Origin of the sequence: Streptomyces lancefieldiae, from assembly GCF_031845825.1 — a bacterium.
Taxonomy (GTDB): Bacteria; Actinomycetota; Actinomycetes; order Streptomycetales; family Streptomycetaceae; genus Streptomyces; species Streptomyces lancefieldiae.
Genome location: NZ_JAVRFH010000011.1, coordinates 57,020 through 83,504 on the forward strand (window position 1 = coordinate 57,020; position 26,485 = coordinate 83,504).

Sequence of the window (26,485 nt, forward strand, 5' to 3'; positions counted from 1 at the left end):
CCCGGCCCACCCGGAGCCGCCGACTCGCTCACAGCCCCCGCTCCTGCCCGTCCCGCCGCCCGTCCGCCGGCCCTCCCGGCGCCGCGGCGCCCCCGGACGCCTCCATGCCGTCGTACGCAGCCAGCGCCTCGCGGGCCGCCTGCCGGGCACTGCCGGCGAGCTCGGACGGCGACACGATCCTGCCGTCGCGCCCGAGGCGGAGCGCCAGACGCCGCAGGGACGCCGGGTCGGGAGTGCGCAGAGTGATGCGCAACCCGCCGTCGGGAAGCTCGTCCGCGCTGTCGTGCGGGTAGTACTCGGCGACCCAGCGCCCGCCCGGGCCGACCTCGACAACGACCTCCGGGTCCTCGGCGGAGGGCTGCACCAGCCCCTCCGACAGGTCCCGCAGCTCCACCTCGGGCGGCGCGGACGGCTCGTCCAGGATCCGGATCTCGGCGACCCGGTCGAGCCGGAAGGTGCGCCGGGCCTCGGAGCGACGGCACCAGGCCTCCACGTACGTGTGCCCGACACTGACGAGGCGGATGGGGTCGATCTCGCGCTCGGTGACCTCGTCGCGGGCCGGCGAGTAGTAGCGGATCCACAGCCGGCGGCGCTCCGAGATCGCCCGGTCGACGTCGGCGAAGACGCCGCCCTCGGACTCGAAGGTGACGGACAGGCGCGAGCTGGCGCCCGCGGCCTCGCCCGCCGCGGTCTCCACCTTGGCGGTCGCCCGCAGCAGCGCCTGCCGGTCGCTCTCGCGCAGCCCGGGCAGGGTCGCCACGGCCCGCGCGGCGACGAGCAGCGCGGTGGCCTCGTCGGCGGCCAGCCGCAGCGGCTCGGCGGCCTCCGCGCCGAGGGCGGCGGGGTTGTGCCACCAGATGCGCTCGCCGTCGGTGTCGATGTCGAGGAGATCGCCGCCGCGGAAGCTGGTGCCGCACATGGGCAGCACGTCGAGGTCGGAGACCAGCTCGTCCTCGGTGATGCCGAAGGCACGCGCGACGTCCTCCACCCGGGCGCCGGGGCGCTCGCGCAGATACGTCACCAAGGACAGCATCCGCCGCGTCTGGTCGATGGCGTTCACGGGCCTGACCGGTTTGCCTGCCACTGTGTTGTCCGCTCCCCCTCAGCCCTTGGCCACGGCACGCAGCCGGTCCACCACGTCCGCACGCAGCTCCGCGGGCTCGACCACCACCACGTCCGGCCCGAACTCCACGAGCCAGGCGTCCAGGCCGTGCCCGTACGGAATCTCCAACTCGTCCCAGCCGTCACCGAGTTCCCGCACAGCGGTGGCCTTCGCCCGAAGGGGGTATCCCGCGCCCGTACGCAGCCGGATCAGCGCGGAGCGGTCGGCGGTCTCCCCGGCCCAGCTCGCGACCGTCTCGCGGACGGTGACGACGTCGGGCACCGGAGCGGTGAACCGCGCACCGCGCGAACGCACCCTGCCGGTGATCCTCGACAGCCTGAAGACCCGCTCGGCCCCGCGGTCGCGGTCGAATCCGGCCAGGTACCAGTGGCCGCGCCAGCACTCCAGCGCCCACGGCTCCACGTGCCGGGGCTCGGGCTGCGCGGCATTGGCCTTGCGGTAGTCGAAGACGACGGGCCGGCGGTCGCGGCAGGCCAGCATCAGCGGTTCGAAGGCCGCCTCGTGAACGGGGATGCGCGGCTCCAGCGCGCTGTGCGCCTCATAGGGGTCGACGTCCTCGGGCAGTCCGGCCGCGCGCAGCTTCTGCAGCGCGCCGCTCGCGGCACCGGCCAGCCGGGCCTGCTGCCACACCTTGGCGGCGAGCCCGAGCGCGGCGGCCTCCTCGGCGTCCAGGGTGATGGGCGGCAGGCGGTTGCTGTCGCGGCGCGCCAGATAGCCGACCTCGCCGTCGAGACCCTCGACGGTCTCGATGACCAGTCCGAGTTCCCGCAGGTCGTCCTTGTCCCGCTCGAACATGCGGTTGAAGGAGTCGTCGGACCCGGCCGCGCCCTTCTCCGGCCGGACGGCCTCGACGTACGCCTCGATGGAATCACGCAGCTCGCGCTTGCTGAGCGGCCGCCGTGTCCCGAGCAGACACAGTGCCAGGTTCATCAGCCGCTCGGCCTTGGCAATGGCCATCGACGCCCTTCTCCCTATGGTGCTTACGACGGATGACCGTACCGCCCCGCGGTGGCGTGGCAAAAGCCGAGGGTCCATGCCCGGACAGGCATGGACCCCGGATGACCGGCTCCGATCAGACTTCGTTCCGTCTTCGATCGGTCGTCGGCCGTTGATCGCTGATCGTCGGTCGGTCGGTCGTCGATCAGACTCCGAGCAGATCGACCACGAAGATCAGCGTCTCGCCGGGCTTGATCGCCGGGGTCGGGCTCTGGTTGCCGTAGGCGAGGTGCGCGGGGATGGTCAGCTGGCGGCGGCCGCCGACCTTCATGCCCTGCACGCCCTGGTCCCAGCCCGCGATGACGCGGCCGCCACCGAGCGGGAAGCGGAACGGCGTACCGCGGTTCCAGCTGGCGTCGAACTCCTCGCCCGTGCTGAAGGCGACACCCACGTAGTGCACGGTGACGGTCTGACCCGCCTGCGCAACGGCGCCGTCGCCCTCCCAGATGTCCTTGATCTCGAGGTCCGCCGGGGGCTCGCCGCCCGGGAAGTCGACCTCGGGCTTGTCGATGCTCACGTGTTCAGCTCCTGCTTGTCTACGGAAAGGCAACGGGCCAAGTCTTACATCTCCGAGGCGTCACATCTTCGCCAGGATGTCGACGGAGAAGACCAGCGTGGAGTCCTTCTCGATGCCGCTGCCCTGCGGCGGGCTGTCGCCGTAGCCCAGGTCGGGCGGAATGACGATGAGGACACGGCTGCCGACCTTCTTGCCGGTCAGGCCCTGCGCCCAGCCCTTGACGACCTGCTGGAGCGAGAACGACGTCAGTTGCTTCCTGCCGTACGTGGAGTCGAACTCCTTGCCGCCGTTCCACACCACGCCCTTGTACTGCACGAGCACGCTGTCCTGGGCGCCGACCTCCGGGCCGTCGCCCTCGATGACGTAGTTCGCCACGAGCTTCTTCGGCGCCTCGGCCTCGGGGACCTTGATGGCGGGCGCGTTGCCGTCGGTGTTGGTGCCGACCTCGGGCAGCTTGGCGTCGTCCTGGGGGACCTCCTTGCCCTTCGCCGAGGCCTTGGCGTTGAAGGTGTTCTGGACGTCGACCACGAACACCAGCGTGTCGGTGGCCTTGATGCCCGCGTCCTCGTTGCCCTGCTTGCCGTAACCCCAGGTCGGCGGCACGGAGAACTGGACGCGGCTGCCGGTCTTCTTTCCGGTGAGCGCGTACCGCCAGCCGTCGATGATGCTGCCCTGGGCGAGCTGGATGACCAGCCGGGTCTTGCGGTCGTAGGAGTTGTCGAAGACCTTCGCGCTGTCCCAGATCTGGCCCAGGTAGTTCGCCACGACGAAGTCGTTCTCGGCGACCGCCTTGCCACCGCCGGCGATGACCGTCTTCACCGCGAGGTCCTTGGACGGATCGCCGCCGCCCTTGGCGACGGTCGGCTTCTCGTCGAACTTCGTCCCCGCCGTGATCGCCGGCAGCGGACCGTCGACGATCTTCGGTGGCGACGCCGCCGACGTGCCCGACGCCTCGGGCGTCGCACTGTCGTCGGCGCTGCTCGAGCCGGAGTCGTCCTCGTCACCGCATGCGGCGAGCGTGACCAGTCCGGCGGGGACGGCGATGAGGAGTGAGCGTCGGCGCACGGTGAGGGCCTCGTATCGGTGTGGGTCGGTCTTGCTGGACGGCGTGCGCGCAACTCTACGACGTGAGAAGGGCACCGTACGGATAACGTACGGTGCCCGTGTGGCGTTCCGCCCCCACAGGAGCAAACGCGTGTCTCGCTTGGTCCGGCCTCGACCGGGTCACATCCCGGCGATCAGCTTCTCCACCCGGTCGTCCACGGAACGGAACGGGTCCTTGCACAACACGGTGCGCTGAGCCTGGTCGTTGAGCTTGAGGTGGACCCAGTCGACGGTGAAGTCCCGGCGCTGCTCCTGGGCCCGCCGGATGAAGTCGCCGCGCAGCCGGGCCCGAGTGGTCTGCGGCGGAACGGACTTGCCCTCGAAGATCTTCAAGTCGTTGGCGACCCGGGCGGCCTGGCCCTTCTTCTCGAGCAGGTAGTACAGACCACGACGGCGGTGGATGTCGTGGTAGGCGAGGTCTATCTGCGCGACCCGCGGATGCGACATGGTCATGTTGTGCTTGGCCCGGTACCGCTCCAGGAGCTTGTACTTCATGACCCAGTCGATCTCGGTGTCGATGCGGTCGAGGTCCTCGGCCTCGATCGCGTCCAGGGTGCGCCCCCACAGCTCCAGCACCCGCTCGACGGTGCCGGTGCGGATGCCACGGCGCTCGCAGAAGTCCACGGCCTTCTCGTAGTACTCCCGCTGCACCTCCAGCGCGGACGCCTCCCGGCCGCTGGCCAGGCGCACCTTCCGCCGCCCGGTGATGTCGTGGCTGACCTCGCGGATCGCCCGGATCGGGTTCTCCAGGGTGAGGTCACGCATCACCGTGCCCGCCTCGATCATGCGCAGCACCAGGTCGGTGGCGCCGACCTTGAGCAGCATGGTCGTCTCGGACATGTTCGAGTCGCCCACGATGACGTGCAGACGCCGGTAGCGCTCCGCGTCGGCGTGCGGCTCGTCGCGCGTGTTGATGATCGGCCGGGAGCGGGTGGTCGCCGAGGAGACCCCCTCCCAGATGTGCTCGGCCCGCTGACTGACGCAGTACACGGCACCACGCGGCGTCTGCAGCACCTTGCCGGCGCCGCACAGCAACTGCCTCGTCACCAGGAACGGAATGAGGATGTCCGCGAGCCGCGAGAACTCCCCGTGCCGGGCCACCAGATAATTCTCGTGGCAGCCGTAGGAGTTGCCGGCGGAGTCGGTGTTGTTCTTGAAGAGGTAGACGTCGCCCGCGATTCCCTCCTCGTGCAGGCGTCGTTCGGCGTCCACCAGGAGTCCTTCGAGAATGCGCTCGCCCGCCTTGTCGTGGGTGACGAGTTCGATCACGTTGTCACATTCGGGTGTGGCGTATTCCGGATGCGATCCCACGTCGAGATAGAGGCGGGCCCCGTTGCGCAGAAAGACATTGCTGCTGCGGCCCCATGACACGACACGGCGGAAGAGGTACCGCGCCACCTCGTCAGGCGACAGGCGGCGCTGTCCCCTGAACGTGCACGTGACGCCGTACTCGTTCTCCAGCCCGAAAATGCGGCGGTCCATGACTGAACATTACGCCTGATGACCCGAACTGAAACGGGGTTCGACGGCACGGTTTGGATCATTTTCCGATGAAGCCGCAACCACCGCCTGCCGGGCGGGAACTGCGAGGACCCGTCCGGTGCACGCCAGCACGAGCAGGGACACGACCCCCGCCGCCCCGGGCAGGGCGAAACCCCACAGCGCCCCGCCGTGCTCGACGACCGGCCCGGCCAGGCCCGTTCCCACCGAGGCACCCACCGTGAACGTCGTCACCAGCCACGAGAACGCCTCCGTCACCGTGCCCCGCGGCGCGTGCAGGTCGACGAGGACGAACGCACAGGCGATGCACGGTGCGAGGAAGACACCGGCGAGCACGGTGAGCAGCACCATGGCGAACGCACCCGGAATCAGCATGAGGGGCAGGTAACACACCGCCAGCAGGGCCACCAGCCCGCGCAGTCGCCGCGCCGGGTCACCGGTCCACTGCCGGGCCCCGTAGACGGCCCCGCCGACCAGCGCACCCAGCCCGAGAGCGGCCATCAGCCAGCCGTAGACGGCGTCGCCGCCGTGCTCGTCGGCATACGGCACGGAGGCGACGGTGATGGAACCGAGCGCCATCCCGATGAACAGAAAGGCACCCAGCAGCGCCAGCAGCCCGGACGAACGCAGCGCGCCCAGCCAGTGCGCCTCCCGCGGCGCCGACCGCCACGCACGCGAGGGCGGCGACACGACCACGGACAGCGCACCCAGCACGCCCACCACGTTCAGCACGAGCAGAGCGGCCTGCGGCGACCACAGCGACACGCACACCGTCACCAGCAGCGGCCCGACGGTGAACATCACCTCCTGCGCCACGGCGTCCATGGCGTACGCCGTGTGCACCTGGTCCTCCTTGGGGAGCACGCTGGACCACAGCGCCCGCAGCCCGCCCTCCAACGGCGGCGTGAACAACCCAGCGGCCCCCACCGTCACGTACGCGAGGGCGACCGACCCCGTACCGACGAAGGCGAACACCGCCATGGCCAGCCCCGACAGCACGGCGGCGGGCAGCTGCACCCGAGGCTGCCCGTGCAGATCCACCAGCCGCCCCAGCACCGGCTGCCCCACGGCGTTGGCGACCCCGTACACGGCGGCCAGCGCCCCCGCCAGGCTGTACGAGCCGCCCTCGGCCCGCACGAACAGCACGATCGCGATCGCGGCGGTGGCATTGGGCAGCCGCCCCACGAGCGTGCCGACGAGCAGTCGGACGGCATGCCGCGCCCGAAGAATGTCCAGGTACCCGGCGACCACGACGCACGCCCTCCTGTGGAATGATCCGACGAAGTTTACGTTTTACGTATAACTACCTCCGCCATACGTACCATGTCGCCTGTTCACGAGTCCAGACGAGAGAGCAGGCCAACGGTGGCACGAGGCAGCACCCGCCCCACGAGCCGGGACGTCGCCCAGGCCGCCGGCGTCTCCCAGGCCGCCGTGTCCCTGGTGCTCGGCGACAAGTGGCGCGGCCGGGTCTCCGAGCCCACGGCCCAACGCGTCCGAGAAGCCGCACACGAGCTCGGCTACCGCCCGAACCTCGCCGCCCGCAACCTCCGCCTCGGCCGCACCCGCACGGTCCTCCTCGTCGTCCCCGCGCTGACCACGGAGTTCTTCGCGGAGGTCTACACGGGCGCGGCACGGGTCGCCGCCGAACACGGCTTCGGAGTCGTCCTCTACCCCTCCCCCGAAGGCGTCGGCCCCGCCAAAGACCCCTTCGCCTCCGCCCAGGCCGCCCTCGACGGCGTCATCGCGTCCTCCATGGCCGCCGACGCACTCACCGCCATCCGGGGCGACCAACTCCCCCTCGTCATGCTCGACAGCGACCCCGAGGGCAGCCTCGGCGCCGCGACGGTCAACCTGGACATCGCCGACGGCATTCGACAGGTCGCCGAGCACCTCCTGTCCCTGGGCCACCGCCGCTTCCTGCACCTCGCGGCCGACGTCCCCTCCTGGACCTTCGAGGTACGCGCCCGGGAACTCGCGGCCCGGCTGGAGGCCGTCCCCGGCACCGATCTGCGCACCACGCACGCCCCCATCTCGATCGACGGCGCCCTGACCGCCACCGAGGCCGCACTCGCCGCACCCGGACCCCGGCCCACGGCCCTGGTCTGCGACGACGACAAACTCGCGGCCGGCGCCTACAAAGCGGCCCGTCGCGCCGGCCTGCGCATCCCCGACGACCTCTCGATCACCGGCCTCGACGACCTCGGCCTCGCCACGGCCATCGACCCCGAACTGACGACGGTCCGCCTGGACGCGGAACTCTTCGGCGAACGCGGGATGCGGGCCCTGCTCGCAGTCCTGGAGGACCGACCCCCCGAGCAGGGCGACATCCCGGTGACCCTGATGATCCGGGGCTCCACGGCACCACCCCGGTGAGCCGCCGCCCCGGCACGGGTGCGAAACGGGTACGGGCCGGGGTGGGCGACACGGCCCGGCACCGACGGGGTGCCGGCGCACCCGCCCGCGCCGCCCCAGCGGCACGGGCGAACGAGCGCGCTACGCGCACCCCCTCCTACTCGTCGTCGCCCTCGGCCTCGTCCTCCAGGGACACCTCTCCCGTCCCCGATTCCAACAGCCGCGACAACTGGCCGCCCACGATCCGCTTGAACTTCCGCTTCTGCGGACGCGTACGGTCCAGCACAGCGACCTCCAGCCGCTCCGCCGGGATCTCCCGCTCACTGCCGTTCGTGTCACGGGACAGCGCCTGCACCGCCAGCTTCAGCGCCTCGGCCAGCGTCATGCCGTCCCGGTGCCGCTGATCCAGATACCCGCTGATCTGCTCGGCATTGCCCCCGACCGCGACCGAGCCGTGCTCGTCCACGATCGAACCGTCGTGCGGCAGCCGGTAGATCTGATCACCGTCCGGGCTCTCGCCCACCTCGGCGACCACCAACTCCACCTCGTACGGCTTCTCGGCCGAGCTGGAGAAGATCGTGCCCAGCGTCTGGGCGTAGACGTTGGCCAGACCACGAGCCGTCACGTCGTCCCGGTCGTACGTGTACCCCCGCAGATCGGCATACCGAACCCCGCCGATCCGCAGGTTCTCGTACTCGTTGTACTTGCCGGCGGCCGCGAAGCCGATCCGGTCGTAGATCTCGCTGAACTTGTGCAGCGCACGGGACGGGTTCTCCCCGACGAACACAATGCCGTCGGCATACTGCAGCACGACCAGGCTGCGGCCCCGGGCGATGCCCTTGCGGGCGTACTCCGCCCGGTCCGCCATCGCCTGCTGGGGTGAGACATAGAACGGCGTCGACACCGGTTACCCGTCCCTTTCTGTCGAAGTCACTGGACCACCTGCCCTCAACACAACAACGCCACCGCTACAGCAGCGCGGCCCGCGGCCCGTCGGGCTGCTCCAGCCGCCGCTCCAGGACCGAACGGGCAAGCTCCGAGGACTCTCCCTCGGTCAGCCGACGGAAGCCGTCCTCGGTGATCACAGTGATGATCGGATAGATCCGGCGCGCGACATCGGGACCACCGGTCGCCGAGTCGTCGTCCGCCGCGTCGTACAGCGCCTGGACCACGAGCGTCGTGGCCTCTTCCTCGGTCAGATCCTCACGGAAGAGCTTCTTCATCGCCCCGCGCGCGAAGATCGACCCCGACCCCGTCGTCGCGAAGCTGTGCTCCTCCGACCGCCCGCCCGTCACGTCGTACGAGAAGATGCGGCCCCTGCCCCGGTCCACGTCGTACCCGGCGAACAGCGGCACCACGGCCAGACCCTGCATCGCCATGCCCAGGTTGGAGCGGATCATCGTCGACAGACGGTTCGCCTTGCCCTCCAGGGACAGCTGCGCGCCCTCGACCTTCTCGAAGTGCTCCAGCTCCAACTGGAACAGCTTCACCATCTCCACGGCCAGACCCGCCGTACCCGCGATACCCACCGCCGAGTACTCGTCGGCGGGGAAGACCTTCTCGATGTCCCGCTGCGCGATCATGTTGCCCATGGTGGCCCGCCGGTCACCGGCGAGAACGACACCGCCCGGGAACGTGACCGCCACGATCGTCGTGCCGTGCGGCGCCTCGATCACACCCTGCACCGGCGGCAGCTGCCGGTTGCCCGGGAGCAGCTCCGGCTGGTGCTCACCGAGGAAGTCCATGAAGGAGGAGGATCCAGGCGTCAGGAAGGCAGCTGGTAGACGCCCGGTGCTACGAGTGTTGGCTTCCACGCGATTCCCTCCACGTAAGCGGCAGCCCGCCTTATGGCATCGGGCCGATCCTTGAACTGCCCCAGGGCTGCGTTGCAGCTGAAGCACAGTACGCCACGGACCCTACCCGTCTCGTGGCAGTGATCCACATGTGCGGCAGGCGCCGATGGACAGATGCAACACACGCCCCCTTGGGAGGCGATCAACTCGTCACGTTCGGCTTCGGTGATGCCGTACTGGCGTTTCAGATGGTCTTGCCGCCCCTGCACCACCCGACATGCCTTGCAGCGTGTCGACAGGCCGTCGGACGCCGTCGCGTTGCGATGCCACTCGCTGTGCGGCTTGACCTCGCCGCACGTGCGACAGATTTTGTGGCCCGGCGGAACATCAACTTGCTCACGGACCGTCTTTCCCATGGCCTCCCGGCGGCGCCGGTAGTACGCGGCGCTGTACTCCGCCACGCACTCCCGACACCGCACCTGAAGGCCGTCGACCCGGTTTCCGTCTCGCGCGAAGGCCGCTCGCGGCAAGTCCCTCCGGCAGCCTGTGCACCGCTTCCCGGGTGACTCTTCACCCATCCCCCGCACCTTCATTCAAAGGCTAGATAGACTCGAGGCCTTTACTCTCCACCCTTTTGCACGAAGCTGCGCACGAAATCCTCGGCATTCTCCTCGAGTACGTCGTCGATTTCGTCCAGGACGGAGTCCACGTCGTCGTTCAGTTTCTCCTGGCGCTCCTTGAGGTCCTCGGAGGCCTGCGCGTCCTGCGCCTGCTCCTCGACCTCCTCGGTGGAACGCGTGGCCTTCTGCTGCCCGCCACCGGTGTCCTTGGTCGCCATAACCCTCACCCCGCTCGGTTCGCCCGACACAGTTGCTCGGTCAAGATCAGACCCTACAAGCCGGGTCCGACATCGGCCCCGCAGTTTGCTCAACGTACGGGGGCCACCTCGATGGTTCCCGGACCCGGTGACTTTCCACCCTGTCCGGCGATCTCCTTCCCTGTACCCGCTGGGCGCCGTCAGCCGCCGGACAGGACCCTGACCAGGTCGTCCGCCGTCCGGCAGCGATCCAGGAGCTCCTTGACGTGATTACGCGTTCCGCGAAGCGGTTCCAGGGTTGGTACCCGCTGGAGCGAGTCCCGACCCGGCAGATCGAAGATGACCGAGTCCCAGGAGGCCGCCGCGACGTCGTCCGCGTACTGCTCCAGACAACGTCCGCGGAAGTACGCCCGGGTGTCCTCCGGCGGCTTCGTGCGGGCCCGCTCGACCTCCGGCTCGTCCAGCAGCCGCTTGATGCGGCCGCGGTCCACCAGCCGGTTGTACAGGCCCTTGTCGGGCCGCACGTCGGCGTACTGGAGGTCCACCAGGTGCAGCCGGGCGGCGTCCCAGTCCAGGTCGTCCCGGCGCCGGTAGCCCTCCATGAGCTCCCGCTTGGCGACCCAGTCCAGCTCGCCGGCCAGGCTCATCGGGTCGTTCTCGAGCCGGTTGAGCGTGTCCTCCCAGCGGCCCAGGACGTCCTTGGTCTGGTCGTCGGCGTCCGCGCCGTACCGCTCCTCGACGTACTTGCGCGCCAGCTCGTAGTACTCCATCTGGAGCTGCACGGCGGTGAGTGTCCGGCCGCTGCGCAGGGTGACCAGGTGCTTCAGCGACGGGTCGTGCGAGACCTGGTGGAGGGTGCGCACCGGTTGGTCCACGGCCAGGTCGACGGCGATGAACCCGTCCTCGATCATCGACAGCACCAGCGCGGTCGTACCGAGTTTCAGGTACGTCGAGATCTCCGACAGGTTCGCGTCGCCGATGATCACGTGCAGTCGGCGGTACTTCTCGGCGTCCGCGTGCGGTTCGTCGCGCGTGTTGATGATGGGCCGCTTCAGCGTCGTCTCCAGGCCCACCTCGACCTCGAAGTAGTCCGCGCGCTGGCTGAGCTGGAAGCCGTGTTCGTGTCCGTCCTGGCCGATGCCGACGCGGCCGGCGCCGGTGAAGACCTGGCGGGAGACGAAGAAGGGCGTCAGGTGGCGCACGATGTCCGAGAAGGCGGTCTCCCGCTTCATCAGGTAGTTCTCGTGGGTGCCGTAGGAGGCGCCCTTGTTGTCGGTGTTGTTCTTGTAGAGGTGGATCGGCTGGGCACCGGGCAGCTGGGCGGCCCGCTCGGCGGCCTCGGCCATGATCCGCTCGCCGGCCTTGTCCCACAGCACGGCGTCCCGCGGGTTGGTGACCTCCGGAGCGCTGTACTCGGGGTGGGCGTGGTCGACGTAGAGCCGTGCTCCGTTGGTGAGGATGACGTTGGCCAGGCCGATGTCCTCGTCGGTGAGCTGGCTGGAGTCGGCGGCCTCGCGGGCGAGGTCGAAGCCTCGCGCATCCCGCAGGGGGTTCTCCTCCTCGAAGTCCCAGCGGGCCCGGCGGGCCCGGTGCATCGCCGCCGCGTAGGCGTTGACGATCTGGGACGAGGTGAGCATGGCATTGGCGTTCGGGTGGCCGGGGACGGAGATCCCGTACTCCGTCTCGATGCCCATTACTCGCCGTACGGTCATGCGGCCCTCCTTGCCCGGCGACGCCCGTCGTGGGCGCCGCTCAAGTACCGCTGGCGCTCCGATGCAGGTGCGGTGCCCGTCCCCGCACTGCGCGACTCGGCGGTATGGAAGAGCCTAGAACGCCTTTGCGCTGGTGGGGAGATCATTTGCGTCATTGCCTTGCTCCAGCCGGGGCTCCGGAAAACAGTCGGCTGCGGGTACCCGTCGAGGGCACCCGCAGCCGCCCCGCCTTTTACAGGTACTGACCGGTGTTCGCCACCGTGTCGATGGAGCGTCCGGTGTCCGCGCCCTGCTTTCCGGTGACGAGCGTACGGATGTACACGATCCGCTCGCCCTTCTTTCCGGAGATCCGGGCCCAGTCGTCCGGGTTGGTGGTGTTGGGCAGGTCCTCGTTCTCCTTGAACTCGTCCACGCAGGCCTGGAGGAGGTGGGAGACGCGAAGGCCTTTCTGGTTCTTCTCGAGGAAGTCCTTGATCGCCATCTTCTTGGCGCGGCCCACGATGTTCTCGATCATGGCGCCGGAATTGAAGTCCTTGAAATAGAGGACTTCCTTGTCGCCGTTGGCGTAGGTGACCTCCAGGAAGCGGTTCTCCTCGGATTCGGCGTACATCTGTTCCACCGCGGTCTGGATCATGCTCTGGACGGTGGCCGCCTTGTCCTTGTCGTGCTCCGAGAGGTCCTCGACGTGGAGCGGCAGGCGTTCGGTGAGGTACTTGCCGAAGATGTCCTTGGCCGCCTCGGCGTCCGGACGCTCGATCTTGATCTTCACGTCGAGTCGGCCGGGCCGCAGGATGGCGGGGTCGATCATGTCCTCGCGGTTGGAGGCGCCGATCACGACCACGTTCTGCAGGCCTTCCACGCCGTCGATCTCGGCGAGCAGCTGCGGGACGATGGTGTTCTCCACGTCCGAGCTGACGCCGGAGCCGCGGGTGCGGAAGAGGGACTCCATCTCGTCGAAGAAGACGATGACGGGTGTGCCCTCGCTGGCCTTCTCGCGGGCCCGCTGGAAGACCAGGCGGATCTGCCGCTCGGTCTCACCGACGTACTTGTTGAGCAGCTCGGGGCCCTTGATGTTGAGGAAGAAGCTCTTGCCGGCGGCTTGGCCGGTCACCTCGGCGACCTTCTTGGCCAGCGAGTTGGCGACGGCCTTGGCGATGAGTGTCTTGCCGCATCCGGGAGGTCCGTAGAGCAGGACGCCCTTGGGTGGACGCAGCTCGTGCTCGCGGAACAGGTCGGGGTAGAGATACGGGAGCTCGACCGCGTCGCGGATGGCTTCGATCTGTCCGCCGAGGCCGCCGATCTGCTCGTAGCCGATGTCGGGGACCTCTTCGAGGACGAGTTCCTCGACCTCGCTCTTGGGGACGACCTCGTAGACGTAGCCGGAGCGGGGTTCGAGCAGGAGGGCGTCGCCGGCGCGGATGGTGATGCCGCGCAGTGGTTCGGCGAGCCGTACCACCCTCTCCTCGTCGGTGTGCCCGAGCACGAGGGCGCGCTCGCCGTCCTCGAGGATCTCCTTGAGGGTGACGATGTCTCCGATGCTCTCGAACTCCATGGCCTCGACCACGTTGAGCGCTTCGTTGAGCATCACTTCCTGGCCGCGCCGGAGCTCGTCGAGCTCGACGCTCGGGCTGACGTTCACCCGGAGTTTGCGGCCGCCGGTGAAGATGTCGGCGGTGCCGTCCTCGTTGGCCTGCAGGAAGACGCCGAAGCCGGCCGGCGGCTGGGCCAGCCGGTCGACCTCTTCCTTGAGGGCCACGATCTGGTCGCGGGCCTCGCGGAGTGTGTTGGCGAGTCGCTCGTTCTGGGCGGACACGCCGGCCAGGTTGGTCTGCAGCTCGACGATCCGCTCTTCGAGAATTCTCGTGTGCCGCGGAGAGTCGGCGAGCTTGCGTCGCAGGACGGCGATCTCCTGCTCAAGATAGGCCACCTGCCCGGCCGGGTCCTCGGACCCGCGTCCCGGGCGGATGCCGCGGTTCATGTCGTCGTCGTGGGCTGCCACGGTCCTCACCTCCTCCAAGGGGAGCTGGACGCTTCCAGACCCTACCTGGGTGGGTGTCGATTGAAACCCCTAGATCAAAAGACGGTCGGGGTGTGTCCGATCTTCACCCTTGCGCTCTCCCTCACGCCAGGGGAATACCCACGGAACGTGGATGGAACCCAGGCGAAGGTAGGGTCGAAGTGTTCAACACCCGTCGGAGCTGGCCGGATTCCCGAACCGCTCGACGCAGGAAACGGCAGGAGAGATGAGCGTGCAGCAGGAGGCCGGAGTCGTCGGCGAGGCACTGGAGGTCTGGATCGACCAGGACCTGTGTACCGGTGACGGCATCTGTGCGCAGTACGCGCCCGAGGTGTTCGAGCTGGACATCGACGGTCTGGCCTACGTCAAGGGCCCGGACGACGAGCTTCTGCAGGCCGCGGGGGCGACAACGCCCGTGCCGTTGCCGCTTCTCACGGATGTGGTCGACTCGGCGAAGGAGTGTCCGGGCGAGTGCATTCATGTGCGACGTGTTTCGGACAGGACCGAGGTCTACGGTCCGGACGCAGAGTGACCCAACTGTGACTCAATCAGTACGTTGCGTGACCGATGTCTGCTGTGTCACACCACGCGTCACAGGGTTGTCGGTCACACGGTCCGTGCCTGGGAGGGTGTGTCGCGCACGAACGCGCCGTTCTTCCACTGCCACTTCGCCTCGTCCGTGACATCGGGGCAGCAACTGGGCACGTCGGCCGACGAGTAGCCGAGGAGCGTGGCGAGGACGACGTCGTCGCGCACCGAGAAGTCGGTGACCGTCCGGCGGTCCCGGGGGTTCACGAGGGTGGCCACGACACGGGGCTTGCCGCTGCCGGCGGTCCGCGTGATGACGTACACCCCGTCGGGTGGGGTGCCCATGGGTGCGTCGCAGTGCACGACGGCCACCGTCTCGGGCCGGCCGTCCCCGTCGAGGTCGCCGGAGGCCTTCTTCTGCACCACCGCCTTGACCGGGCCGCACTCCAGCGGGAACGTGACGGCCGCGGGGTCGGGCGGCGCGGTCCGGGCCGGGGCGCTCTGGTGCGAGGGGGCGGCGGTCTGGGCCGCCGTCGCGGCGTCGGGCTGCAGGGCCGCGGACAGGGCCACCACTGCGGCGAGGGCCGTGGCGGTGGCGGCCCAGTGGATCGGGCGGGTGTGCGTGTGCGACAGGTCCGGAACGGCGGGGTGCTGCACGAGGAGTGTCTCCTGTGAGGGCTGTGCCGGCGGGGGTGGCCTGCATCGTGCCACACGTCACAGTGCGGGGGAACGGCGGGGTGGGTACTCGCTCCGGTTTCCGTGCCGGTCCGGACCGGGCGGGGTGTCCGGTCGCGTTTGCACACCGTGGTCGTGCTTCAACGCGAGGGCGCCGTGGCCCACTTCCCGGGGTTGTTCGGGAACTGGGCCACGGCGCCTGTACGTTGTTCGCCGCACGGGGCCGCCTCAGCGGCCGGGGCCTCCGCCGGCGTTGGGGCCGTCGTAGTCCTCGCCGTAGGCGCCCTTGGCGGGGCGGCGGCGGCGCATGGGCGGCTCGACGCCGTCGGCGAGACGGCGGGCGGTGAGCAGGAAGCCGGTGTGGCCGATCATCCGGTGGTCCGGGCGGACGGCCAGGCCCTCGACGTGCCAGTTGCGGATCATCGTCTCCCAGGAGGTCGGCTCGTTGAAGCAGCCGATCTCGCGGATGGACTCGACGGTCCGGGCGAGCTGGGTGGTGGTCGCCACGTAACAGCACAGGATGCCGCCGGGCACGAGCGCCTTCTTGACGACGTCCAGGCACTCCCAGGGGGCGAGCATGTCCAGGATCACGCGGTCGACGTCGGTGTCGGACAGGTTGTCCTGGAGGTCGCCGACGGTGAGCTGCCAGGCGGGGTGCGGGCCGCCGAAGTAGCGCTCCACGTTCTGCTGGGCGATCTCGGCGAAGTCCTCGCGGCGCTCGTAGGAGTGCAGCATGCCCTGGTCGCCGATGGCGCGCAGCAGGAAGCTGCTGAGGGAGCCCGAGCCGACGCCGGCTTCGACGACGCGTGCGCCGGGGAAGATGTCGGCGAAGGCGAGGATCTGCCCCGCGTCCTTGGGGTAGACCACGGCGGCGCCGCGGGGCATGGACAGGACGTAGTCGGGGAGCAGGGGGCGCAGCGCGAGGTAGGCGACGTTCCCGGTGGTGCGGACAACGCTGCCCTCGGGAGCACCGATCAGTTCGTCGTGGGGGAAGGAACCCTTGTGGGTGTGGAAGTTCTTCCCGGCCTCGAGTGTGAACGTGTAGTGGCGGCCCTTGGGGTCGGTCAGCTGAACCTGGTCCCCGACCTTGAAGGGCCCGCGCCTGCGGGCGGCACCGGTCGGTTCGGACATGTGACCAGCCTACCGGTACCCGGCGGGGCCGCCGACCACGTCGGCGTCGGTCGCGGTGCTCAGGAGGGGCGGGCCATGGCCTTGACGAAGGCGCGCTCGACGTCGGCCGCGGACAGGACGCCGTAGATCTCGCCGGTCTCCTCGACCACCAGGTACTCGGTCGCCGGGTTGGCGCGCAGGGCGTCGAGGAGTTCCTCGCCCGACAGTTCGGCGGAGACGCGCATGCCTTCGGTGAGGTCCTGGGCGAGGCCGCTGACCGGGACCCAGGGGCGGCGGTGCTCGGGCACGCCGGCGATGGCGGCTTCGCGGACCAGGGACACGGGGCTGCCCTCGCCGTCGACGACGACCAGGGCGCGGGCCCCGGAGGCGTTGGCGCGGCGCAGGGCCTCGGAGAGCGGGGTGTCGGCGGGGACGGGGACGGCGCGTCGGGTGAGGGCGCGGGCGCGCAGTTCCGGGAGGTGTTCGCGCAGGCGGGCCATGCGCAGGCTGTTTCCGGCTCCGGTCCAGATGATCGCCGCGAGGATGGCGGCGAGCAGGGCGTCCATGACGGTGTCCATGCCGACGTTGTCCACGGCGTCGGTACCGAGTGCCCCGGACTGGGTGAGCAGGGGCAGGCCGATCAGGACGGAGACGGCGAGGGCCCTGCCGACCCAGGCGGCGGCGATCGTGCCGCTCATCGGCTTGCCGGTGATCTTCCAGACGACGGCGCGGAGCATCCGGCCGCCGTCGAGGGGGAGGCCGGGCAGCAGGTTGAAGACGGCCACGATGAGGTTGGAGATCATCAGGCCGGCCAGGAGGACGCCGGGGACGGTGCCGGGATCGACCGGTAGCAGTGCCACGTAGAAGAGGCCGGCGAGGACGAGGGAGAGCAGCGGGCCGACGAAGGCGAGCACGAACTCGCGGCCGGGGGTCTCGGCTTCCTTCTCGATCTCGGAGACGCCGCCGAAGAACTGGAGCTGAATGCGGCGGACCGGGAGTTTGAAGCGGAGGGCGGCGACGGTGTGGGCCAGCTCGTGGACGAGGACGGAGGCGTAGAAGGCGACGGCGAAGAAGAGGGAGACCAGGTAGCGGGCGGCGCCGAGTTCGGGCAGCACGCGGTCGAGCTGGCCGCCGAACACCCAGGTGATCAGGGCGGCGACGAGGAACCAGCTGGGCGCGACGTACACGGGGACGCCGAAGGGCCTGCCCATCAGCAGTCCGCCGCCTGGTTCGGGGCGGCGCTGCGGTGGGCGCCCCGGGCCGGCACCGGAGCCGGTGTGGGGGTGTGCCTCGGGGCGGGTCCGGTCGGGGGGGTGGTGGGCGGGGCCCGCCGGCGGGGGGGCGGGGCGGTCTCCGTCGGAGGCCGGGTCGTCGCCCGCGTCGTCGCGGCCGGGTCGCGGGGGCCGGGTGGGGCCGGCGGTGGTGCCGGTGTCGGAGGGGGCGGGGCCGGCCGGGCGGGAGGCCGGCGGCTCCGGGGCCGGGGCGGCGTCGCCCGTGGTGTGCTTCCCGGTCTCCTCCTCCGGCGTCCGGGGCCGGTCCGCGGGCCGGTCCTCGGGCGTGCCGGAGTCCGTGGGTCCCGGGTGTGCTGAGCCGGTGGCCGGGGTCGTGGGCTCCGCCCGGGGCTCGGCCGACTCGTCGTTGCCGGACCGCGGGTGCCCGCTCCCGCCGCTCACGTCCACGGTGTCCCCTCGTTCGAAGCGTCTCCCGCGCCTGCCGGGCGGGAGGGTCTCCTGTCGATGGTATGCGTCCGTCGTGGTCCCTTCCGCCCCGGCACCCCTGTGCTTCCCTTTCGTCGCACGGGTGAGGGCCGCGGGCTGGGTCGCTGTCAGTGGCGGGCCGTAAGGTCTGTGGGCATGGAGACGAGCATCGAGGATGTCGCGGAGGACCCCGGCGGGTCCGCGCGACCGGCGGCGACGACGGCGGACCACGGGGTCGTACCGGCCCAGGCGGCTGCCGTGGCCACGGCGCCCGCACCCGTGTCCGTCGCCGTGGCGCCGGCCTCGCTCTCGCCCTCCCGGGCCGCGGACTTCATGCAGTGCCCGCTGCTGTACCGGTTCCGGGTCATCGACCGGCTGCCGGAGAAGCCGAGCGAGGCGGCGACCAGGGGCACCCTGGTGCACGCGGTGCTCGAGCGGCTCTTCGACGCCCCGGCGGCCGAGCGCACGCCGCCGCGAGCGAAGGCGCTGGTCCCGGGAGAGTGGGACCGGCTGCTGGAGAGCAGGCCGGAGGTCGGTGAGCTGTTCGCGGACGACCCGGAGGGCGAGCGGCTGGCGCGGTGGCTCGCCGAGGCGGAGCGGCTGGTCGAGCGCTGGTTCACCCTGGAGGACCCGAGCCGGCTGGAGCCCGCCGAGCGGGAGCTGTTCGTCGAGGCGGATCTGGACTCCGGGCTGCGGCTGCGCGGCATCATCGACCGGGTCGACGTGGCTCCCACCGGCGAGGTGCGGATCGTCGACTACAAGACGGGCAAGGCGCCCCGGCCGCAGTACGCCGAGGGCGCGCTGTTCCAGATGAAGTTCTACGCCCTGGTGGTGTGGCGGCTGAAGAAGGTCGTTCCGCGGCGGCTGCAGCTCGTCTATCTCGGCAGCGGTGACGTGCTCACCTACGACCCGGTCCCCGCCGACCTGGAGCGGGTCGAGCGCAAGCTGCTGGCGCTGTGGGAGGCCATCCGGCTGGCGACCGAGACGGGTGACTGGCGGCCGCGTGCCACCAAGTTGTGCGGCTGGTGCGACCACCAGGCGCACTGCCCTGAGTACGGCGGCACTCCCCCGCCCTATCCGCTGCCGGTGAGGGCGGCCGACTCCGGCGGCGCGTGAGCCGGAGGGGCCGGGCGCCCCGCGGGCGAGTGCGGGATGGCCCGCAGGGCAGAATGGGGGCGGACTAGCGAAGGAGACTTACGTGGCCATCCGCGTCCTACTGGTCGACGACCAGCCGCTGCTGCGCACGGGCTTCCGGATGATTCTGGAGGCGGAGCAGGACCTCGCGGTCGTCGGCGAGGCCGGAGACGGCCTCCAGGCGCTCGACCAGGTGCGGGCGCTGCAGCCCGACGTGGTGCTGATGGACATCCGCATGCCGCGGATGGACGGTGTGGAGGCGACCCGGCAGATCACCGGGCCCGAGCGGGACGGCCCGGCGAAGGTGCTGGTGCTGACCACCTTCGACCTCGACGAGTACGTGGTGGAGGCGTTGAAGGCGGGTGCCAGCGGGTTCCTGCTGAAGGACGCCCCGGCCAACGAACTGGTGCAGGCGATCCGCGTGGTCGCGGGCGGTGAGGCGATGCTCGCGCCCAGCATCACCCGGCGGCTGCTCGACAAGTACGCCACGCATCTGCCGTCCGGGGAGGAGCCGGTGCCGGACACCCTGCACACGTTGACCGAGCGCGAGGTGGAAGTGCTGAAGCTGGTGGCGCGGGGGCTGTCCAACGCGGAGATCGCCGCGGACCTGTTCGTCAGCGAGACCACCGTCAAGACGCATGTGGGTCATGTGCTGACCAAGCTGGGCCTGCGTGACCGGGTGCAGGCCGCGGTGTACGCCTACGAGAGCGGCCTGGTCCGCCCCGGCGCGCAGTAGACACCGTCCCGCTCGCGCCGGCTTCGGCGTCGGGACGCCCGAAGGGCGCCCTCTTCCGACGGGGAGGAGGGCGCCCTTCGCGTGGTGCCGGGTGGCGTCAGTCGCTGACCCCGCGGCTCAGCTCCCACAGCTGGAGCGACGAGGAGGAGTTGAGGACGTAGGCGGTGCCCGTGACGTCGCTCCGGGTGGCGACGTACTGCTTGCCCTGCCACAGCGGGATCACCGGGACGTCGAGGGCGGTGATGTTCTGGATCTCGGTGAGGCTGTCCACGGCGGAGAGCCGGTCGGCCTCACCGCGGGACTCGGGGATCAGCTCGTCGATGATCTTCGGGTTCAGGTACGGCGAGTTGAGGGTGTTGTCCTTGTCGAGGAACGGTGCGATGAAGCTGTCGGCGTCCGGGAAGTCGGGGAACCAGCCCATGCCGTAGACGTCGTACGCGCCCTTGCGCTGCGCCGTCTGGAACTTGTCCCAGGGCACGCCCTCGATGTCGACCTGGAAGAGTCCGCTGCCGTTCAGCTGCTTCTGCAGCTGCTCGAACTCCTGCTTGGTGGCGGCACCGTAGTGGTCGGTCGTGTAGTGCAGCGTCAGCTTCACCGGCGTGGTGACGTTCGCGTCCTCGAGCAGGTTCTTGGCCTTGCTCGGACTGGCGTCGCCGTACTTGTTGAAGAACGAGTTGGAGTGGCCGGTGATGCTGGCCGGGACCATCGAGTACAGCGGCTCGGCCTGGGAGCCGTAGACCTCGGAGACGAGTTCGCTGCGGTTGATGAGCTGGGCCATCGCCTGGCGGACGGCCTTGTCCTTCACCGTCGGCGCGGCCGTGTTGAAGCCCAGGTAGCGGATTTCGAGGCCGGCCACCTCGACCAGGTCGACGTCGCCGTCCGTGGAGTTGGAAAGCTTCTTGATCTGGTCCGGCGTCATCGCTCGGGTCATCAGGTCGATGTCGCCCTTGTCGATCGCGGCGCCCATGGCCTCCGCGTCGTCGAAGAAGACCATCTCGACCTTGTCGTTGTTCACCTTCAGACTCCCCTTGTAATTGGGGTTCTTGGTGAACACGGCCTTGGTGAGCGTGTCGTCCTTGACCTCGGCCTTCATGGTGTACGGGCCGGAGCCGTCCAGTTCGAAGCCGGCGCGCAGCTTGTCCTTGGGGTACTGGTCCGAGTTGACGATGCCCGCGACCGGGGTCGACAGCTTGTACGGGAAGGTGGCGTCCGCCGTCTTGAGGTGGAAGATGACCTCGCGGTCGCCCTTCGTCTCGATGGTGTCGACGGTCGACATCAGTGCGAACACACCGGTGTCGTCCTTGATGGCCAGCGCGCGCTCGATGGAGTACTTCACGTCCTCCGCGGTGATCGGGTCGCCGTTGGCGAACTTCAGACCGTCACGCAGGGTGCACGCGTACCGCTCGTTGCCGGTGTCGGTGAACCCGCACTTCTCGGCGGCCTCCGGCACCGGTTCCCCGTCGCCGCGGGGCTGCACCATGAGGGTCTGCGTGGTCTGACGCAGGATGTTCCAGAGGCCGACGTCGTAGGCGTATGCCGGGTCGAGGGGGGCGGGTGCGTCCTTCGAGACGCTGAACCGGTCCGTGGTGCCGACGACGATCGCGTCCCCGCCGCTGCCACCGTCGGACCCGCCGCAGGCGGCGAGCACCGGCGCGAGCAGGCCGACGACGGCCGGCAGCACCAAAGTCTTGCGGTTCATGCTCGAGTTTCTCCAGAGCTGTCGGTCCGTGTATCCGGCATGCAGGGGTGTCGCGGCGGATCACGGGGGTAGTGGCCGATGTTCTCGCGATGAGATTAGTCCGCGCCCGCAGGGGGGTTCGCAGCCACCGGAGTTGAGGGCTCATCACGGAGCGAAACCGGGTGTGGACACACCGAAAACCCGACAGCGGAAGGATTAGTGCAGCGTTTCATCAATCGGGACACAAGGGAACCTCGACAACGTTCGCCTGGCATGCGGCAGCACATGGACGCCGCCCTGTCGACCCCCGGGAACGTGGGGAACGTCACATGCGACCATCTCTCGGTGACTCCTGGAATTCGGCCGACCGAGGCGCCTGCAATTCCCCCGCCCGCGTCCCCGCGTTGTCCCGCACGGCCGTTTTCGGAATTTCCGCGCTAACGGCGCCGCACGCTGGGTGAACGCCTAGGGCATCTGTGTCATCAGGCCGCGCAGAAATGTCAGGTCGACCTCTTCCAGCGAGCCGACCACCGTGCGCCGCGCGGCCGGGGTGATGGGGGCGACCGACGGCACCGCCACGACGTGGCAGCCGGCGGCCTCCGCGGCGGCGACTCCGGTCGCGGTGTCCTCGACGACGGCGCAGCGGGCCGGGTCCACGCCGAGTCCGACCGCGGCGGCCAGGTACGGGTCCGGGTGGGGCTTGGTGCGGGGCACCTCGTCACCTGCGACCGTGAGGCCGAAGTGGTGGGGTCCCAGCGAGGTCAGCACGCGGTCGATGATGCGCCGGTGCGAGGCGGAGACCAGGGCCGTGGGGATCTCGTGCGTCGACAGCTCCGCGAGCAGCCGGGCGGCTCCCGGCATGAGCGGCAGGCTGCGGCCGATGCGCTCCTCGAAGCCGTCGTTGAGCAGCACGCTGAGTTCGGCGAGCGTGATGTCGGCCCCCGTGACCTCGATCAGGAATCCGGCGCTGCGGCTCATGGGCCCGCCGACGACCACGTGTCGCCAGGAGTCGTCGAGGGTGTGGCCGAGGGAGGCGAATACCTCGACCTCGACGTCCCACCAGAAGCCCTCGGTGTCCACCAGGGTGCCGTCCATGTCGAGAAGCACGGCCTGTAGGGCGGAGCCTTCGGCCGTACGGGTTCCGAGCGCGGGGACCGTACTGGTCATCCACGTACCTCCTTGAGGGACGATCAGGCCGGTTCCCACGAAGGGAACCGGCCTGCGGTGGACGGACCAGTCTACGTCGTGCCGGTCCGGAACGCCTGGTGTGACTCGGGAGCGGTGCGCAGGTGCCCGTGTCGGCCTCAGCGGGCGTTGAAGTACTTCGCCTCCGGGTGGTGGATCACGATGGCGTCGGTGGACTGCTCCGGGTGGAGCTGGAACTCCTCCGACAGGTGGACGCCGATGCGTTCCGGCTGGAGCAGGTCGGCGATCTTGGCACGGTCCTCCAGGTCGGGGCAGGCGCCGTAGCCGAGGGAGAAGCGGGCGCCCCGGTACTTCAGGGCGAACATGTCCTCCATCGCGGCGGGGTCCTCCCCCGCGAAGCCGAGTTCCGAGCGCACGCGCGCGTGCCAGTACTCGGCGAGGGCCTCGGCGAGCTGGACGGACAGGCCGTGCAGCTCGAGGTAGTCGCGGTAGGCGTTGGCCTCGAACATCCGGGCGGTCTCCTCGCCGATGCGGGAGCCGACGGTGACGACCTGGAGGCCGACGACGTCCTTCTCGCCGGACTCCTCCGGGCGGAAGAAGTCGGCCAGGCACAGCCGCCGGCCGCGGCGCTGGCGCGGGAAGGTGAAGCGGGTGCGCTCGTTGCCGTCGTCGTCGAGGATGATCAGGTCGTCGTCCTTGGAGACGCAGGGGAAGTAGCCGTAGACCACGGCCGCCTCCAGCAGGTTCTCCGTCTGGAGCCGGTCCAGCAGCCCGCGCAGGCGCGGCCGGCCCTCGGACTCGACCAGTTCCTCGTACGAGGGTCCCTCGCCCGTGCGGGCCTGCTTCAGGCCCCACTGGCCCTTGAACAGGGCGCCCTCGTCGAGCCAGGAGGCGTACTCCTTGAGCTGGATGCCCTTGACGACGCGGGTGCCCTGGAAGGGCGGGGTGGGCACGGGGTTGTCGGTGGCGACGTCGGAGCGGACGTGGCCCTCCTCGGGCCGTTCCTCGATCTCGACGGTGGCGGCCCGGACCCGGCGCTGCCGCAGTTCGGGCAGCTTCGCGCCGGGCACGCCCCGCTTGATGCCGATCAGGGCGTCCATCAGGCGCAGGCCCTCGAAGGCGTCGCGGGCGTAGCGGACCTCGCCGTCGTAGATCTCGTGGAGGTCCTGCTCTACGTACGCCCTGGTGAGGGCCGCGCCGCCGAGGATGACGGGGTAGTCGGCGGCCAGGCCCCGCTGGTTGAGCTCCTCCAGGTTCTCCTTCATGATCACCGTGGACTTGACCAGGAGGCCGGACATGCCGATGACGTCGGCCCGGTGCTCGTCGGCCGCCTCCAGGATGGCGGAGACCGGCTGCTTGATGCCGAGGTTGACGACGGTGTAGCCGTTGTTGGACAGGATGATGTCGACGAGGTTCTTGCCGATGTCGTGGACGTCGCCGCGGACGGTGGCCAGCACGATGGTGCCCTTGCCCTCGTCGTCGGTCTTCTCCATGTGCGGCTCCAGGTGGGCCACCGCGGTCTTCATGACCTCGGCGGACTGGAGCACGAACGGCAGCTGCATCTGGCCGGAGCCGAACAGCTCACCGACGACCTTCATGCCGTCGAGCAGGGTCTCGTTGACGATGTCGAGGGCCGGTCGCTCCTGGAGGGCCTCGTCCAGGTCCTGCTCGAGGCCGTTCTTCTCACCGTCGATGATGCGGCGCTTGAGGCGCTCCTCCAGCGGCAGCGCGGCCAGTTCCTCGGCCTTGGACGCCCGCAGCGACTTGGCCGTGGCGCCCTCGAAGAGCGCCATCAGCTTCTGCAGCGGGTCGTAGCCCTCGCGGCGGCGGTCGTAGATCAGGTCGAGGGCGGTGGTGACCTGCTCCTCGTCGAAGCGGGCGATCGGCAGGATCTTGCTCGCGTGCACGATCGCCGAGTCCAGTCCGGCCTTGACGCACTCGTCGAGGAAGACGGAGTTGAGCAGGATGCGGGCGGCCGGGTTGAGGCCGAAGGAGATGTTCGACAGGCCGAGGGTGGTCTGCACGTCCGGGTGCCGCTTCTTGAGCTCGCGGATGCCCTCGATGGTGGCCAGGCCGTCCTTGCGGGACTCCTCCTGGCCGGTGCAGATGGTGAAGGTCAGGCAGTCGACGAGGATGTCCGACTCGTGGATGCCCCAGTTGCCGGTCAGGTCCCCGATCAGCCGCTCGGCGATCTCGACCTTCTTCTCGGCGGTGCGGGCCTGGCCCTCCTCGTCGATGGTCAGCGCGATCAGCGCGGCGCCGTGCTCCCGCGCCAGCTGCGTGACGCGGGCGAACCGGGACTCGGGGCCCGCGCCGTCCTCGTAGTTCACCGAGTTGATCACCGCCCGGCCGCCCAGCTTCTCCAGCCCGGCCCGGATGACGTCGACCTCGGTGGAGTCCAGCACGATCGGCAGCGTCGAGGCGGTCGCGAACCGCCCGGCCAGCTCCTCCATGTCGGCGACGCCGTCGCGGCCGACGTAGTCCACGCACAGGTCGAGCATGTGCGCGCCCTCGCGGATCTGGTCGCGGGCCATCTCCACGCAGTCGTCCCAGCGGCCGTCCAGCATGGCCTCGCGGAACTTCTTGGAGCCGTTGGCGTTCGTCCGCTCGCCGATCGCCAGGTACGACGTGTCCTGCCGGAACGGCACGCTCTGGTAGAGGGAGGCCGCGCCCGGCTCGGGGCGCGGGTGACGCTCGGTCGGGACCGTGCCCCGGACCCGCTCCACGACCTGACGCAGGTGCTCGGGGGTGGTGCCGCAGCAGCCGCCCACCAGGGACAGTCCGTACTCGCGGACGAAGGTCTCCTGGGCGTCGGCGAGCTCGGGCGGGGTGAGCGGGTAGTGGGCGCCGTCCTTGGTGAGGACGGGCAGGCCGGCGTTGGGCATGCAGGACAGCGGGACGCGGGAGTGGCGGGCCAGGTAGCGAAGGTGCTCGCTCATCTCGGCGGGGCCGGTCGCGCAGTTCATGCCGATCATGTCGATGCCGAGGGGCTCCAGCGCGGTCAGCGCGGCGCCGATCTCCGAGCCGAGGAGCATGGTGCCGGTCGTCTCCACCGTCACGGACACGATCACCGGGAGGTCGAGGCCCAGGGCGTCCAGGGCGCGCCGGGCGCCGAGCACGGAGGCCTTGGTCTGCAGCAGGTCCTGCGTGGTCTCCACGAGCAGCGCGTCGGCGCCGCCGGCGACCAGGCCCTCGGCGTTGCGCTGGTAGGCGTCGCGCAGCACCGGGTACGGGGCGTGGCCGAGGGTGGGGAGCTTGGTGCCGGGACCGATGGAGCCGAGTACCCAGCGCTGCCGGCCGTCCCGGGCGGTGAACTCGTCGGCGACCTCGCGGGCCACCCGGGCGCCTGCCTCGGACAGCTCGTGGACGCGCTCGGGGATGTCGTACTCGCCGAGGGCGGAGTGGTTGGCGCCGAAGGTGTTGGTCCCCACGCAGTCGACGCCGGCGGCGAAGTACTCCTCGTGCACCGAGCGGACGATGTCGGGGCGGGTCTGGTTCAGTACCTCGTTGCACCCCTCCAGTTGCTGGAAGTCGTCCAGCGAGGGGTTCTGCGCCTGGAGCATGGTGCCCATCGCGCCGTCGGCGACCACCACACGGGTGGCGAGTGCCTCGCGGAGGGCGGACACACGGGTCCGGGTGTCGGCGGACGGGGTGGACGGCGACGAGGCCATGAAGGGGCTCCCTAGGATGCGACGGCTGTCGGCTTTGCGCTGCCCGGGACCGTCCGCTCGGAACGCCCCCGGGGGAGAACGCACGCCGCCAGGGTAGCCGGGACCGCGGGCGGATGGTCGGGGGCGTCCACGACACGGACGGGTGCGACGGCCCGGTCCCCCCTGAACGGCGGCTC

Annotated in this window: 22 protein-coding genes; 4 read left to right on the top strand and 18 right to left on the bottom strand. The window is 69.9% G+C overall.

Annotated elements, in window-relative coordinates:
- Positions 1–28: 28 nt before the first annotated feature.
- From RM812_RS13715 to RM812_RS13740, 6 genes are all read right to left on the bottom strand, one after another.
- Entirely contained in the window at positions 29–1,084 is a 1,056-nt protein-coding gene (locus RM812_RS13715) for a helix-turn-helix transcriptional regulator (protein WP_311572782.1), read from the bottom strand.
- Between the two features lie 18 nt (positions 1,085–1,102).
- Positions 1,103–2,080, bottom strand: coding sequence for a helix-turn-helix transcriptional regulator (locus RM812_RS13720; protein ID WP_311572783.1), 978 nt, complete (start codon positions 2,078–2,080; stop codon positions 1,103–1,105).
- Between the two features lie 184 nt (positions 2,081–2,264).
- Positions 2,265–2,636, bottom strand: coding sequence for an FKBP-type peptidyl-prolyl cis-trans isomerase (locus RM812_RS13725; RefSeq protein ID WP_311572784.1), 372 nt, complete (start codon positions 2,634–2,636; stop codon positions 2,265–2,267).
- Positions 2,637–2,696: 60 nt separating this feature from the next.
- Complete coding sequence (locus tag RM812_RS13730; RefSeq protein ID WP_311572786.1) at positions 2,697–3,701, bottom strand: FKBP-type peptidyl-prolyl cis-trans isomerase; 1,005 nt, start codon at positions 3,699–3,701, stop codon at positions 2,697–2,699.
- Between the two features lie 159 nt (positions 3,702–3,860).
- A complete protein-coding gene (pafA, locus tag RM812_RS13735; RefSeq protein WP_055416065.1) occupies positions 3,861–5,222 on the bottom strand; it encodes a Pup--protein ligase in 1,362 nt (453 codons plus the stop codon).
- Positions 5,223–5,231: 9 nt separating this feature from the next.
- Entirely contained in the window at positions 5,232–6,491 is a 1,260-nt protein-coding gene (locus RM812_RS13740) for an MFS transporter (protein WP_311572787.1), read from the bottom strand.
- A 114-nt stretch (positions 6,492–6,605) separates the two neighbouring features.
- On the opposite strand from RM812_RS13740, the gene RM812_RS13745 reads away from it, so the two are divergent.
- Positions 6,606–7,616: a LacI family DNA-binding transcriptional regulator gene (locus RM812_RS13745; protein ID WP_311572788.1), complete on the top strand. Its 1,011-nt coding sequence runs from the start codon at positions 6,606–6,608 to the stop codon at positions 7,614–7,616.
- A gap of 136 nt (positions 7,617–7,752) precedes the next feature.
- On the opposite strand, the gene prcA is transcribed toward RM812_RS13745, so the two are convergent.
- The 6 genes from prcA to arc all read right to left on the bottom strand — a co-directional run bounded on the left by prcA (position 7,753) and on the right by arc (position 13,916).
- Positions 7,753–8,499 carry a proteasome subunit alpha gene (gene prcA, locus RM812_RS13750; RefSeq protein ID WP_311572789.1) on the bottom strand — a complete coding sequence of 249 codons (747 nt, stop codon included), beginning with the start codon at positions 8,497–8,499 and terminating at the stop codon, positions 7,753–7,755.
- A gap of 64 nt (positions 8,500–8,563) precedes the next feature.
- Complete coding sequence (gene prcB / locus RM812_RS13755) at positions 8,564–9,409, bottom strand: proteasome subunit beta (RefSeq protein WP_311572790.1); 846 nt, start codon at positions 9,407–9,409, stop codon at positions 8,564–8,566.
- Entirely contained in the window at positions 9,361–9,966 is a 606-nt protein-coding gene (locus RM812_RS13760) for an endonuclease VII domain-containing protein (protein WP_311572791.1), read from the bottom strand. Before RM812_RS13760 ends, prcB begins: the two co-directional genes overlap by 49 nt.
- 41 nt (positions 9,967–10,007) lie before the next feature.
- Positions 10,008–10,226, bottom strand: a complete 219-nt coding sequence (locus RM812_RS13765) for a ubiquitin-like protein Pup (RefSeq protein WP_043374843.1) — start codon at positions 10,224–10,226, stop codon at positions 10,008–10,010.
- Positions 10,227–10,405: 179 nt separating this feature from the next.
- The gene (dop, locus tag RM812_RS13770; protein WP_394816450.1) at positions 10,406–11,917 is read right to left on the bottom strand and encodes a depupylase/deamidase Dop; all 1,512 of its coding nucleotides are present in this window, start codon (positions 11,915–11,917) and stop codon (positions 10,406–10,408) included.
- Between the two features lie 232 nt (positions 11,918–12,149).
- Complete coding sequence (gene arc / locus RM812_RS13775; RefSeq protein WP_311572792.1) at positions 12,150–13,916, bottom strand: proteasome ATPase; 1,767 nt, start codon at positions 13,914–13,916, stop codon at positions 12,150–12,152.
- A 244-nt stretch (positions 13,917–14,160) separates the two neighbouring features.
- Between arc and RM812_RS13780 the strand changes: the two genes are divergently transcribed.
- Entirely contained in the window at positions 14,161–14,466 is a 306-nt protein-coding gene (locus RM812_RS13780) for a ferredoxin (RefSeq protein WP_311572793.1), read from the top strand.
- 74 nt (positions 14,467–14,540) lie between these two features.
- Here RM812_RS13780 and RM812_RS13785 read toward each other — a convergent pair whose 3' ends face one another.
- The 3 genes from RM812_RS13785 to RM812_RS13795 all read right to left on the bottom strand — a co-directional run bounded on the left by RM812_RS13785 (position 14,541) and on the right by RM812_RS13795 (position 17,926).
- A complete protein-coding gene (locus RM812_RS13785) occupies positions 14,541–15,119 on the bottom strand; it encodes a hypothetical protein (RefSeq protein WP_311572794.1) in 579 nt (192 codons plus the stop codon).
- A gap of 246 nt (positions 15,120–15,365) precedes the next feature.
- Complete coding sequence (locus RM812_RS13790) at positions 15,366–16,268, bottom strand: tRNA (adenine-N1)-methyltransferase (RefSeq protein ID WP_311572795.1); 903 nt, start codon at positions 16,266–16,268, stop codon at positions 15,366–15,368.
- Between the two features lie 59 nt (positions 16,269–16,327).
- Entirely contained in the window at positions 16,328–17,926 is a 1,599-nt protein-coding gene (locus RM812_RS13795) for a site-2 protease family protein (RefSeq protein ID WP_311572796.1), read from the bottom strand.
- Between the two features lie 174 nt (positions 17,927–18,100).
- On the opposite strand from RM812_RS13795, the gene RM812_RS13800 reads away from it, so the two are divergent.
- Positions 18,101–19,060 carry a RecB family exonuclease gene (locus RM812_RS13800; protein WP_311572797.1) on the top strand — a complete coding sequence of 320 codons (960 nt, stop codon included), beginning with the start codon at positions 18,101–18,103 and terminating at the stop codon, positions 19,058–19,060.
- 82 nt (positions 19,061–19,142) lie between these two features.
- Positions 19,143–19,814, top strand: a complete 672-nt coding sequence (locus tag RM812_RS13805; RefSeq protein WP_311572798.1) for a response regulator transcription factor — start codon at positions 19,143–19,145, stop codon at positions 19,812–19,814.
- Positions 19,815–19,911: 97 nt separating this feature from the next.
- On the opposite strand, the gene RM812_RS13810 is transcribed toward RM812_RS13805, so the two are convergent.
- From RM812_RS13810 to metH, 3 genes are all read right to left on the bottom strand, one after another.
- Complete coding sequence (locus tag RM812_RS13810; protein ID WP_311572799.1) at positions 19,912–21,513, bottom strand: ABC transporter substrate-binding protein; 1,602 nt, start codon at positions 21,511–21,513, stop codon at positions 19,912–19,914.
- A gap of 444 nt (positions 21,514–21,957) precedes the next feature.
- Positions 21,958–22,659 carry an HAD family hydrolase gene (locus tag RM812_RS13815; protein ID WP_311572800.1) on the bottom strand — a complete coding sequence of 234 codons (702 nt, stop codon included), beginning with the start codon at positions 22,657–22,659 and terminating at the stop codon, positions 21,958–21,960.
- A 137-nt stretch (positions 22,660–22,796) separates the two neighbouring features.
- A complete protein-coding gene (gene metH, locus RM812_RS13820; protein WP_311572801.1) occupies positions 22,797–26,309 on the bottom strand; it encodes a methionine synthase in 3,513 nt (1,170 codons plus the stop codon).
- Positions 26,310–26,485 lie beyond the last annotated feature (176 nt).